Below are 12,812 nucleotides of genomic sequence, written 5' to 3'. Positions count from 1 at the left end.
GTGAACGCGCAGAACATGGTTGATAAACGTTCCCTCCTTGAAGTTGCGCTGCTTTTGTTTTGATTAGGTAATTTCAAATGGCACAAACTACGCAACAGGCCTTCCTGCGATTTCGTGCCAAATGAAGTTGCGCGGCGGTACTCATAAAATGCCAGTGTAAACGCCAGAATTCCGCCAAATACCGATCAATCCCACTTATTCCCGGATAAGCCCTAAGTGCCAAGTGTTCTTGTGCGTTACAACTGTTGCCGTTCCGGGCTTTTCCTTTCCTATCCCAGAAAAGAAAAATGCCCGTCAGAGCCGTCTGAAGCCGTCTTTGATTGGCAAATTCAAAGGCATTTATCAGAGCCAAAACTGTTAGCGCTCGTAATGGCCTGTCATCTTCCCTGCTATCGTCTCAGCGAAACATGATAATAGACATGAAGATGACACGTTTTCAAAAACACCGCGTGTCATTGAGACCCGGGGGGGCGAATAAACCCGCAGGACAATAAATGCTCCGACAGGACCCGCGCCTGAGCAGAGTTTCTCGGAGTCAAGGAATAGCTCTTTCAAGAGACGCTGTTACGGACGCTAGTTCGCACTAAGAATTGTCTGCTTTTCTGATAACTGGTGGTACGTTTTGCGCCGCCATATCGGACGTGTTTAGGGTTTTCGTTGCTCCCGAAAGCCGTCATTCACCGCAGACGGATTGAATTCACAAGTTGGGCCCGGAATAGCCGTTCATTGTGGGCCGGATGAAGGTCGGATGCGTTGGACCCTCCAATCCTCTTCAGAGGCGCTTTTTTGAAAGCAGGGCGTTTCTGACAATGCGCAGATGACATATATTGGATTGGTAGAATAAGTGACCAAACAGAGACCGGAGACTGATGTGTCACCAAGCAAGGGCCGTGTTGAAAGACTGATTGATACGATAGGCGCAGAGTTCCAGTCTCATCTCATCGACTTGCGGAACACCTCGACAATTTTTGATATTCAAGACGGCGCCGTGCAAAAAATGATCTCACGCGAAGCGCCATTTGGCGTCATTGGGATCAAGATCCTAATGCGCAATCCGGGAGACTTAAATCGTCTTTTTGAGCACCAATGGAATTTCAGCATCGGGATCACCGGATGTGAATTCACGCTTTTGGACGTTGATTACCAGAACGACGTTTGGGTCGGTGATGCCAATTCCGCTGAATTCGCTGGGCACGAACATATTGCCTTCAAATCAGTTGAACACATGATTGCCTTTCTTGGCGACGATTTCGGCGTCGGAAAAATCTTCGTTGAAAAAATTGGTGCACTCTGCCCCCGCCTGCTTGAAAAGCCACCATTGTTCTTTCGATTGCCGCGCAGGGCGCCACCCGCTTACAGATACACAGCTGCACCCGAAGCCATTTGCGAGGAGGTAGGCCTTTCATCTGATGACGGCATGGTTCTAATTGAGGCGATGATCAAGGAACACGGGATTGAACCATATACGATCCTTCTGTCTTTCCATTCTGATGAAAACTTCTGGCTGGTTGATCTCCCTGAATCGCTTGTCGACCGTTACCAACATGGCTTGATTGATCCAAGTCTTGGTGAACACCATTCAAATCTTGAGGTTGGGGTCTCCATTACAGCAGAGGCTCTGAGGAACAGAGCCCGGAAGCCGTCAAACAGCAGAGAGCGCGATAACGGCGTCTCTTTCTCCATGTCCGGAACCGGTTCTGCATCAGGTTACTTGAACGGATTGAACTGATTTTGCGGAGGCTAGGGTTATCTTTTTTGCTGCGAGAAGGCCCGCATTTCCGACGGTCTTCGCTGTGCTTGTTCTGAACGGCAACAATGCGCCTCCATTCTGGCCGTTCGCCGTGCTAGAGCCAAAGCTTCAAAGGGGACATTCTTCTAAGATGGAACGAATTCCCTGATTAGGCGGGAAGCAGACCTTCGCTGCACGCTACACAATGATCAGTTGCGAGGAACGTTCAGACCTTAAAGTTTAACATTATACACGGCTTAAAGCAGGTGCTGATGTTGTCGCCGAGTAGCGTTCCCTCTTCACTTTGAAGACACGCGTTAAAACACCCTAGGCGTGGTCCAGGCGCCACTTGCAGTCCGCTGCGTCCAGAACAAGTCAGCGCCAACTGGATGTCGTTGAACGCCTTTCGCGTGATGGATTGGGTTCCATTGTCGAACCCGAAGAATTACGGCGCCACACTTGTATAGGCCATGCGTTCGCTCTAGCCATAATGGAGCGAGTTTGTAAATGGTGTTGGTCGGATCGAAGCTACTCTTCCTGCGCTGCAAGATAGAAGAAGCAACTAACCCTTCAAGACGAGGTCATAGGGCAGGACTATATTCCGGCCGGTTTCACCGCCCTGAACGATTTCCATCTGGTCAAGCGCGGATAAGGCGAGCTGGACGTGAGGAACACGCACCGTATTGAGCCATGGGGCCAGCCATTGGTTCATGGGATTATCATCGAACCCGAAAATCGCAACGTCTTCGGGGACGGACAGCCCCAGTTCTCTGCACCTGCGGTAAACGCCGTAGGCAATCTGATCATTGCCGCAAACGATTGCAGAGTACCGCTTCTGGGACAGCATCTCGACGGCGGTTTCGTATCCACTTTCCATAGAGAGGCTCGCTTCGCGAACATCGTTGGCATCGATGGTTTTGCCATGATCTGCGCATGCGTCCATCATGCCTTTCAAGCGCCTGGAACTCGTATCCGACGATTGCGGGCCATGGATGAAAGCTGCACTGTGTCCATACATGCGCAGCATAGATGAAGTAATTTCCCGCGCTGCAGAATAATCGTCGATCCCGACGAATGGCACATCCGGCATGGATGTCACACGGCGGTTAATGAAGATCACTGGAAAGTCATCATTGGCTTCTGTGAGCTTGTCGCTCTCCAGCGCGCAGAGCATAAAAATCCCGGCAACTTGACGGGAGCGCATGTCTTCCAATGCCCTGTCTTGCAAGGCTACATCCTCATTGGAATTGAACATGAGCAAGGCCTGGCCCCGGTCATTCAGGATCCGTTCAATTTCCCAAGCAACGGCAGCGTAGAAGTTGTTGTGAATGTTTGAGATTACCAACGCGTAGGTGTCATTGGCTTGTCCTCGAAGCGCGCGTCCCGCCCGGTTGGGCCGATAGCCGAGCTCGTCAATTGCCTCTTGAACCCGCCGGCGTGTTTCGCTGGATACCGTTCCGGAGCGATCATTGATGACCCTCGAAACGCTGGAAATCGATACACCGGCGTGTTTGGCAACATCCTTGATTGATGGAGAGGCGTGACCTTTTTTCATTTTGGATCGATCCCGAGGTTTACTCGACTAAATCATATAATGTCTGAACGGCTTCAATTCTTAGTCCGTGTTTAAACATCCTCCAACACCAGCTCCAGGTCATATTTTCTGGTTTCACCGGCAGAAAGAGGGGCATCTGCTTGTAAACTTGTTTGAGGTTCCAGGCCCAAAGCAAAAACACCGGATTGAAAGGCCCTCCACAAAGCGGTGACAGGAAGCTGGGCGGCATCGAATTTCAGCAGCAACCGGGTCTTTATTAGTTCATTTTCAATACCAATGACTGACAGGCCGTTTTCGGTTGGATCTGGCGAGACCCCGGCATTAACGATCTCCACGTGATCGTCTGAGGGAACAGCGGATCCATTGTCCAGAAAATGCTGAAAATCCCAAGTCTCCCCTACAAGTTTTGCACTCCGGTCCAGAAGCGGATAGCCGATGTTAAAGTGGTACAGAATGCCGTGCCGAGTAGGTCTATATCCTCTATTGGTGACCCGATCCGAGATTGATATTTCTGGCCGGGACAGGCCAACTGAGATTTTCCGTTCCAGTTCCAATACTTCGCCGAAAACGGAGGTTTGCCTGACCACAAGGACAACCTCAATCAGGTCGTCGTCCCACTTGATGTGTTTTGTAATGAGTTCGGCCTTGCAGGCCATGATGCGGCCATGCAGGGGGTGGGCATTCACTTTTCGAAGCGGATACAGCGCATCGGCCGCTGAGGTCTCCGTTGCAACGCCATGGTGATCCAAGCCGCAAGTCACTAGAAAACCGTCAAATCCGCGCAGGAAGCCGAGGCCCTTCTCAGTGTCAAGTTGCGGCCAGGGTGCCGGGGCAGAGTTTGCGCTGTGCCAACCCAGTTCCTGCCCGCGAAAGGACAGGCGGAGGATATCGCCGCCCCGGTCCAGCGCGATATCCATGGCAACGCCGGACGGACTGCGCAGTTCCAAAAGGCGTCCGCCGGCAGCTGGGCCGTCGTTTACGGTTACCAGGCGGATGTCGGCAAGACCGCGGAGCAAAACACTGCGCCGCCGCAATTGAATTTGACTTTGCTGGTCCATCCCAAAATCCTGCTCTCAATAAAGCGGTTTCGCGGCGGCTGTAGGATGTGCGTTACCTAAAGGCCAGCCGCCGCGATTTGGGGTTATGCGCCCCAGCTCACTTTTTCCCAGCTCGCTCCGTTTTGGCTGGAGCGAACGCATGCTTCGATGAAGGCGAGCCCTCTAGCTCCATCCTCGACCGTTGGCAGATCTGTGGCAAAACGGTCCGGCTCGCGGCCTTCCCGCTGGGCCCAAATCATCTCGGCCGCATTGGAATAAAGATTGCCGAAACCTTCAATGTAGCCTTCCGGATGGCGGGGGGGCATCCGGGTCGCCGCATTGGCGACGTCCATTGCGCCCGGGCCACCGCGCGTGATGCACCGGGTCGGCTCTCCAAGGGGTGTATAGTAGAGGTTGTCGTTATCCTCACCAACCCATTGAATGCCGCCCTTCGTACCGTAGACCTCGATAGACAGTCTGTTGTAGTTGCCTGGAGCGACCTGGCTGGTCCAAAGGGTGCCACTGGCACCGCCCTGGTAGCGCAGAAGCACGTTGGCATTGTCGTCCAGCTGTCGGTTGGGGACATAGGACCGCAAGTCGGCGCACACTTCATCCAGTTCCAGGCCCGTTATAAAGGAGGCCAGATTGAAGGCGTGAACGCCGATGTCACCGATTGAACCGCCGGCACCTGCCTGTTTAGGATCGGTCCGCCAGGCTGCCTGCTTCTGTCCTTCCTGGTCCAGAGCAGTCGTTAGCCAATCCTGTACATAAGAGGTACGGACAACTTGAATGGTTCCCAAGGTGCCGTCCGCGACCATCGCCCGGGCCTGCCGGACAAGCGGATAGCCGGTGTTGTTCTGGGTCAGTACGAACTGGCACTCCGACGCCCGGGCGATCTTCACCAGCTCCTTGGCCTCTTCCAGATCAAGCGTCATCGGCTTGTCGCAGATCACATTAATGCCGCGCTCTAAAAATGCTTTTGCAGGGCCAAAGTGCAATTGGTTGGGGGTGACGATCGAGACGGCGTCGATCCCGTTTTCCCGGGCCGCTTCCTTTTCGGCCATGTCTTCCCAACTGGTGTAGATCCGGTCGTCACTCAGGCCGAGATCCTGACCGGACAGTTTGGCATTGTCCGGATTTGCGGAAAGCGCGCCTGCCACGATGTCCCATTTGTCATCAAGGCGTGCAGCCATGCGGTGAACGGCGCCGATAAACGCGCCGCGGCCGCCGCCGACCATGCCCAGGCGGAGCTTGCGCGCCGCCCGTTCTGTTCCAAAGGATTCAATTGCCATCTTGATTACTCCAGACCAAGAATGGCACGCGCGCCGCTGGTGTCGCCCTTGCCGCCGGCAAAGTCATCGAACGTTTTGTCTGTAACACGGCGGATGTGATCGCGAATGAACTGGGCGCCCTTCGGAGCGGCATCTTCCGGGTGCTCGATGCAGTCTTCCCATTCGTAGACGCACCAGCCTTCAAAGCCGTATTCAGTGAACTTGGAGAAGATTTGGCCGAAATCGGTCTGCCCATCTCCGAGGCTGCGGTCCCGGGCGGCCCGTTTCAGCCATGGCTGATAGCCGGAAAGGAAACCCTGTTTGCCAGTCGGATTGAACTCACTGTCCTTGACGTGGAACATCTTGATCCGCTCGTGATAGAAATCGATGAACTGGACATAATCCAGACCCTGTTTCACGAAGTGGCTGGCGTCATAGTTGATCGCACAGCGTGGGTGGCTACCAGTGCGCTCGTAGAACATCTCAAATGTCACGCCGTCATAAAGGTCTTCTGTCGGGTGCAATTCGAAGCAGAGATCGACGCCGCACTCGTCGAACGTGTTGAGGATCGGAGTCCAGATCCGCGCCAATTCGTCGAAGGCTTCGTTGATCAAGGATTCGTCGCGCTGCGGGAACGGGTACCAGAACGGCCATGCGAGTGCGCCGGAAAAGGTTGCGTGTTCGGTCAGGCCCAGATTCTTGGAAGCCTGCGCACATTTCACCAGCTGGTCCATTGCCCATTCCTGGCGTGCTTTCCGGTTGCCGCGAACGTTTTCCGGGCACAAGCCGTCCATCCAAACATCATATGCCGGGTGGACCGCACATAATTGTCCTTGAATGTGACTGGCGGTGTCGCAGATGACCACCCCATTTTCTTTTGCGATGCCGTTCAACTCATCTGCATAGTCTTTGCTTTCAGCCGCTTTTGTCAGGTCGATAAACCTGCCATCCCACATCGGCAGCTGGATCGCTTCGAAACCACCGTCTGCGCACCATTTTGCAATGGCGCTCAATGAGTTGAACGGTGGTTTGTCGTCTGCGAATTGCCCGAGAAACAGTCCTGGGCCTTTGAGTGTTTGCATAGTCTCCTCCCGACTCTCCAAAATGTGTCTTTCAGCATATTGCCATCACACCTGCGTGAGTTGGCAAACTGAAAAACTGATAACGTTTTCACTCAGAAATATGTTCTTGATCGCATCTGTGTGTCAAGTCTTGATGCTGGTGAAATTTATGACGTTGGCTGGAAGGTGGTTCGTACAAGTTGAAATAACAATAAAAAACAATACAGTAATAGAGAGTTATTGATTGTTTCGGGGTGTGGTCTCTTGCATGGTTAATCTTGCTATTGAATGGGTAATTTTCAAAAATATCAAAATCGGCCTTGACTACTGAAAACGTTTTCTGACATTTTGCAGCCCTCACGGCGCAGCAAAATGACGGTGTAATTGCATCCGATGAAGTTGCTGCGGCGATCTCTAGGGAGGAGATGAGATGATTAGAGGATCGAGTACACGCAGAAGTCTGCTTAAGGGCAGTGCCGCCTTTATGGCCACTGCCGCGGTCGGAATTAATCCAAAGTTTTTGGTGGCAGCGCATGCCTCCGAATTGGCACCTGGAATGACAGGCGGGCCTTCTGGTTTTCCAGGTGCCGAGCGGTTTCAGTACAATGAGACCCATTCTGAGGGCCGGGCCATCGAAGCCATGAAGAAGATGGTGGCGGACGGCACGGCGCCGAAAAAGATTACGATGCTGCTCGCCGATGGGGCGATCGGCCAAATCACAAAGCCCTTTCCGTCGGGGCCGTCAGTCAAGGAGGTTTGGGAGGCCGAGACTGGTGTAGAACTTGATATTGTGGGCGCGCCTGCTGGAGATATCTGGGCCCGCGTGCTTCAGGATGTCACCACCCGGTCCGGTACCTTCGACATTTATACCCATCCCTGGAACAGTTTGGGAGACCTGGTCGAGGCTGGCGGTGCCATGAACCTGGATGAACTGGTCGAAAAGCACCGCCCGGACTGGGCGGACGGTGAACGTGGGACGCCGACTGCTCAAACCGCTGAGCTGCTCTACAAATATGGCGGCAGTTACTACGGTGCTTCGCTGGACGGCGATTTCCAGACTTGGGTCTACAACAAAGCCTATTTTGAAGATCCGAAGAACATGGCGGATTTCCAGGCCGAACATGGCCGTGATCTCGCTGTGCCGAACACTTGGGTGGAGAGTGATCAGGTCAGTGCGTTCTTTACCGGACGGACCGGTTTGGGCGGTACTAAGATCTACGGCAACGGTAATGATATGGCGCCGTTCTGGGGTTTGCCGCGTTTCTATGCACGTTTCGCAGCCCAGGCGGTGCCGAACATGTATTGGTTCGACGAGAATGGCCGGCCGAATCTCGATACCGATGAAGGCATCAAGGCGGCGACTGAGTACGTCAAAACCAAGGATTGGTCGCATCCGGACGTGATGTCCTGGACCTATGCGGAAGGCTACAACGGCATCGGATCCGGGCAGACCGCTCATCTGACCACTTACACGAATGTGTCGAAGTTCGTTGACCGCAAGAACGCCGACGGATCTCCTGCAAGTCCTGCGACGGGCATGTTGAGCGCCTATATGCCGCCAGGTGTCCAGCATGGTGATGACCTAGTTCGTCGGTCCGTGATCTACTACAACATTACCGGGACAGTCAGTTCCAGAAGCCAGAACCCGGAAGCTGCTTACCTCTTCCTGCAATGGTTGAGTTCTACCAGAACCTACTCCTGGATGGCGGGTAACCCTGCTGGCTACTTCGATCCGTTCCAAAAAGCGAACTTCGAAGAGCAATTTGTTTCCGAAACCTATCATCCGTACATGATGGACGCCATTCGGGAGACCATCGCCCGGTCGGCACCAACCATTAACTTCGCGGGTCAAACAGCGTTGGATGCGGCGCTGGACGAGGAACTGCAGGCCGCGTTGATCGGGGTGAAATCGCCGGAAGATGCGATGCAGTCAGCGACGAAGCGCTGGGAGCGCGTCATACGGCGGAAAGGCGAGGACAAGATGATCCCGATCATCCAGCAGAGCCGGGCTGCCTGGCCGACGATCGTCGACAAAGCGTGATCCAAACAACATCCGATTGAACTGTAACCGGGCGCGGAAGCGCCGCGCCCGGCAGGATTCCTGCTTACTACAAGGAGAGCTGCATCGTGGGCAGTCTCATACTCAGAACCATGGTCGTGGCCGTTGTTGCGGTTATCGCGCTTTTACCGGTGTCCTGGATGATTTCTATGGCTTTTAAACCGCCGGCGGAATGGACTTCGGCGTCTGGTGCGATCACTTTCCTGCCGCAGAATCCGACGCTGTCGAATTTCCAGTACATCCTGACCGGCGAAGCTATGAACCAGCCTGTGTCGCTGGACAGGACCGTTTGGTGGCCGATGTTTGCCAGCTTGTTGACCTCGGTCATCGGGACACTGATTGCGGTGATCTGCGGGACAGCGTCAGCCTATGCGGTGAGCCGTCAAAAGGTTGGTGAAAGCATTGGCCTTTCCCTTTTGCAATTGCGGATATTCCCGCCTCTTGCCGTGATGATCCCGGTCATGATCATGTGGGCATTCCTTGGCATGATCGACACCTGGTGGGGACTGTCGCTCATCTATGGCATTGTGACGATGCCGTTTTCCTTCTGGTTGATGAAAACCTATTTCGATGACTTGCCGCGCGAGATTGAAGAAGCGGCGATCGTTGAAGGCTGCTCGGCTTTTGAAGCTTTTTACCAGATCACCTTGCCGATCGTCGCGCCCGCCGTCGCGTCGACCGCGCTGTTTATCTTCATTCTCAACTGGTCGGACTATCTGATCGCTCTCCTTTTGACGCGCAAGGATTGGACCACCGTGCCGGTCTACATGAATGCGCTCGCAACCGCAGCCAGCGGCCAGCTGTTTGGCGCTAAGGCTGCTCTTGGCCTCATCGCCGCCATTCCCCCTGTCATTCTCGGGATCTCTATCCAGAAGTTTTTGGTGCGCGGTCTCACTTTCGGAGCTCTGAAACAATGACCATGGCCGATACAATCCCTGTTGAAGCAGACGCTCCCAAGCCAGCCACCCGCGACCAGCTCGCTGTAGAGAAGGTAACTCTCGCGCGCCGCCTGATTTTGCCGACCCAGCTGTTGCTGGTGTTCATCGTGGCCTTTCCATTGGTTATGCAGATCTACATCAGTCTGACCTGGTGGACGCCGCTGGACGGAGATCCTTGGTACCTGGCCTATCTGAGTTGGGCCTGGTTCGACAACTATCTGTATCTGTTGTCGGATTCCGACCTTTGGGCAGCGGTCTGGCGGACTGTTCTGTTCGTGGCCATTGCCGTTCCCATCGAGTTCTTCCTTGGACTTTTGCTGGCCGTTTTGTTTTACGAAGGCATTATGGCGCGATCCGTGTTCTACAGCCTGATCCTGATGCCTATGATGGTTGTTCCGGCTGTTGCCGGCTACATCTTCCATCTGATCTTTCAGCAAACCGGCCCGTTGAATGCGTTTTTAGGTCTGTTCTGGTCTGGTGCCAGCGAGATCAATTGGCTTTCCGACGTGACCAACGCCTTCATTGCGATCATCATTGCAGAAGTTTGGCATTGGACGCCGCTGATGTTCTTGATCCTGTTCGCCGGGCTGATGAGCGTGCCGGAAGATCAAATGCGCGCATCCGTAATTCTGGGTGCCAACTGGTGGGTCCGCTTCCGCTATATCGCGTTGCCGCGGATCAAGGCTGTCATCTTCATTGCGATTGGTTTGCGGGTGATCGAAAGCCTGAAAATCTTCGATGAGATCTTTGTCATGACGAGTGGCGGCCCTGGCGTCGCGACCCAAAGCCTCTCGCTCTACCTCTACAAGCTGACCTTTCAAGGGCTCGAATGGTCCTATGTCGCGGCCATCGGCATCACCGTCCTGGTCGCCCTTAGTGTCCTTACCGCACTCATTCTGTCCCGCGTTCAAAAGGCTGGGCAGGCAAAACCGGAGGCGAACTGATGTCCGGAATTTCGCTGGAAAACGTTAGCAAGAAATACGGCAACTTTACCGCGGTCAACAGCGTGTCATTGGAGATACAGAACGCCGAGTTTGTTGCAATTCTGGGGCCGTCGGGCTGCGGCAAGACCACGACCATGAACATGATCGCAGGTCTTGAGGATATCACGTCCGGGACCATCCGGTTTGATAAGCAGGACGTAACGAACCTCAAGGTGCAGCAGCGCGGCGTGGGGTTTGTCTTTCAGAACTACGCGATTTTCACGCACATGAGTGTGCGTGACAACCTGGCGTTCGGTTTGCGCATCAAGAACCTTCCGCAGGCCGATATCGATCGCAAGGTTGGTGAGATGGCAGAGTTTATGGCCTTGTCGCACCGGTTGGAGGAAAAGTCGTCTTCGCTCAGTGTGAACGAATTGCAAAAGCTTGCCATCGGACGGTCCGCAATTGTCGAGCCAAGCATCTTCCTGCTTGATGAGCCGCTTTCCAACCTTGATGCCGCTTTCCGCGAACGGATGCGATCCGATCTTCGGGAGCTGCAGCGGGAACTGAAACAAACCATGGTCTATGTCACCCATGACCAGATTGAGGCTATGGGGCTGGCCGACAAGATCGCGGTTATGAACCAGGCTCATCTCCAGCAGTTCGCCACGCCGGAGGAAATCTACGCCCAGCCAGCCAACGTGTTTGTTGCCCGGTTCATTGGCGCTCCGAGCATGAACATCGTGAGCGGCACGCTTCACCACATGGGTAATAATCTGGAACTGCATATCGGCGGCCGGGCTGCGGACAGTTTGAGGCTGCCGCTACCCTTGGCCAATGCTGCTAAAGTACTGGGTTACCAGGGATTGCTGTTTGGGTTCCGTCCGGAAACGCTGTCGGTAAGCAACACACCTGGTCCGGACTGCATCGCAGCGGATGTGGCTTTGGTGGAAACCGTTGGCCGGCGGCGCATCGTGCACTTCCAATCGGGCGGAACCAAGTTTTTGGGCGTGTTTGATCGCAGTTTTTCGCTTCGTTCTGGGGACGCAACCTACGTGCGTTTCGACCTTTCACGTTGCCATCTTTTTGATCCTGAAACGGAACTTCGCCTGAAACCCTGCGATGCGCCCAGCATGAATGTTGAAAAGGAGCGGGCCTATGGCTGAAATCCGTCTGGAAGGCGTTACCAAACGCTACGGTGCGGTCACCGCGCTCGATGATGTCAATTTGACCATTGATACAGCCGCGTTTACGTCGGTTTTTGGTCCTCCGGGTTCCGGGAAATCCGTATTGCTCAGGATCCTGTTGGGATTGGAGCAGGTGGATGAAGGGAAGATCCTGATCAATGGTCAGGATATGACGTTTGCCTCGCCGCGGGAGCGGAACCTGGCGATGGTCTTCCAAAATCTGGCTCTGTTTCCTCATCTGACAGCAAGGAACAATATCGCGTTTCCAATGCGCAGGCGCGGAACGGCGGAAACGGAAATCGAGGCCAAAATCGATGAACTCGCCAATGTGCTCAGCATTGGCCATATCCTTCATAAGAAGCCGGCGGCCTTGTCCGGGGGAGAACGTCAGCGTGTGGCAATAGCCCGTGCGCTGATCCGGGAGGCTGCTGTCTATCTCATGGACGAACCGATTGCTGCGCTTGATGCACGCCTGCGCGATGCCATGCGGGTCGAATTGAAGCGGCTGCAGTCCGAGCTCGGAAAAACCTTTATCTACGTCACCCATGACTGTGATGAAGCAATGAGCGTAGCCGACAAAATGGCCATCCTGGAAAACGGCCATGTCGCTCAAGTCGATCGCCCGGACGGCATCTATGCAGCGCCGGCTTCTGTCTATGTTGCAGAGCTCATGGGATCGCCCCGGATCAATGTGCTGAGCGGCAGTCAATTCGCCGACATTATCGTTGAATCGCTCAAGTCGCTTTCCGAAAGCCGGGTGCCGCAGATCCAGAGTGGGTACCCCGATTGCCGCATTGCGCTGCGCCCGGAAGCTGTCCGCTTGCACCAGGTCTCCGAACAAGGAGCCAATACGGCGTGTGTGAGCGACATTGAACGGCTGGGCGCGTTTGCGATCGTCACTGTCTCAAAGGGCGGTGAGAGTTTGCGCTCCGTTAGCCCGGGCGACATCCCCCTGGCCGTTGGAGACGATGTCTGTCTGACGGCTGACCCTGACGGAATACTGCTTTTCGATCCGGACAACGGATCCCGGTTAATTTGAGGAATTCTGCGCT

At 54.4% G+C, this 12,812-nt stretch carries 10 protein-coding genes; 6 read left to right on the top strand and 4 right to left on the bottom strand.

The genetic code is table 11. The features are described from left to right. Positions 1-871: 871 nt before the first annotated feature. On the top strand, positions 872-1,729 hold the full coding sequence (locus tag ACOOFE_RS23010) for a hypothetical protein (RefSeq protein ID WP_420412211.1): 858 nt from the start codon (positions 872-874) through the stop codon (positions 1,727-1,729). Between the two features lie 562 nt (positions 1,730-2,291). Here ACOOFE_RS23010 and ACOOFE_RS23005 read toward each other — a convergent pair. From ACOOFE_RS23005 to ACOOFE_RS22990, 4 genes are all read right to left on the bottom strand, one after another. Beyond that, entirely contained in the window at positions 2,292-3,284 is a 993-nt protein-coding gene (locus ACOOFE_RS23005) for a LacI family DNA-binding transcriptional regulator (RefSeq protein WP_420412210.1), read from the bottom strand. Positions 3,285-3,355: 71 nt separating this feature from the next. Further along, the gene (locus ACOOFE_RS23000; RefSeq protein WP_420412209.1) at positions 3,356-4,342 is read right to left on the bottom strand and encodes an aldose 1-epimerase family protein; all 987 of its coding nucleotides are present in this window, start codon (positions 4,340-4,342) and stop codon (positions 3,356-3,358) included. Positions 4,343-4,425: 83 nt separating this feature from the next. Beyond that, on the bottom strand, positions 4,426-5,613 hold the full coding sequence (locus tag ACOOFE_RS22995) for a Gfo/Idh/MocA family protein (RefSeq protein ID WP_420412208.1): 1,188 nt from the start codon (positions 5,611-5,613) through the stop codon (positions 4,426-4,428). A gap of 5 nt (positions 5,614-5,618) precedes the next feature. Then, a complete protein-coding gene (locus ACOOFE_RS22990) occupies positions 5,619-6,674 on the bottom strand; it encodes a sugar phosphate isomerase/epimerase family protein (protein ID WP_420412207.1) in 1,056 nt (351 codons plus the stop codon). A gap of 463 nt (positions 6,675-7,137) precedes the next feature. Here ACOOFE_RS22990 and ACOOFE_RS22985 point away from each other — a divergent pair, with 463 nt between their 5' ends. The 5 genes from ACOOFE_RS22985 to ACOOFE_RS22965 all read left to right on the top strand — a co-directional run bounded on the left by ACOOFE_RS22985 (position 7,138) and on the right by ACOOFE_RS22965 (position 12,799). Beyond that, positions 7,138-8,694 (top strand): ABC transporter substrate-binding protein, encoded by a 1,557-nt coding sequence (locus ACOOFE_RS22985; protein WP_420412206.1) that lies wholly within the window; start codon positions 7,138-7,140, stop codon positions 8,692-8,694. Between the two features lie 86 nt (positions 8,695-8,780). After that, complete coding sequence (locus tag ACOOFE_RS22980; protein WP_420412205.1) at positions 8,781-9,629, top strand: carbohydrate ABC transporter permease; 849 nt, start codon at positions 8,781-8,783, stop codon at positions 9,627-9,629. Further along, positions 9,626-10,594, top strand: a complete 969-nt coding sequence (locus ACOOFE_RS22975; RefSeq protein ID WP_420412204.1) for a carbohydrate ABC transporter permease — start codon at positions 9,626-9,628, stop codon at positions 10,592-10,594. The genes ACOOFE_RS22980 and ACOOFE_RS22975 overlap by 4 nt, the downstream gene beginning before the upstream one ends. Beyond that, positions 10,594-11,739 (top strand): ABC transporter ATP-binding protein, encoded by a 1,146-nt coding sequence (locus tag ACOOFE_RS22970; RefSeq protein WP_420412203.1) that lies wholly within the window; start codon positions 10,594-10,596, stop codon positions 11,737-11,739. The genes ACOOFE_RS22975 and ACOOFE_RS22970 overlap by 1 nt, the downstream gene beginning before the upstream one ends. Continuing rightward, a complete protein-coding gene (locus ACOOFE_RS22965; RefSeq protein WP_420412202.1) occupies positions 11,732-12,799 on the top strand; it encodes an ABC transporter ATP-binding protein in 1,068 nt (355 codons plus the stop codon). The genes ACOOFE_RS22970 and ACOOFE_RS22965 overlap by 8 nt, the downstream gene beginning before the upstream one ends. The last annotated feature ends 13 nt before the right edge of the window (positions 12,800-12,812 follow it).

The organism is Roseibium sp. (assembly GCF_965216085.1).
Classification (GTDB): domain Bacteria; phylum Pseudomonadota; class Alphaproteobacteria; order Rhizobiales; family Stappiaceae; genus Roseibium.
This window is presented reverse-complemented; position numbering and strand designations above follow the sequence as displayed.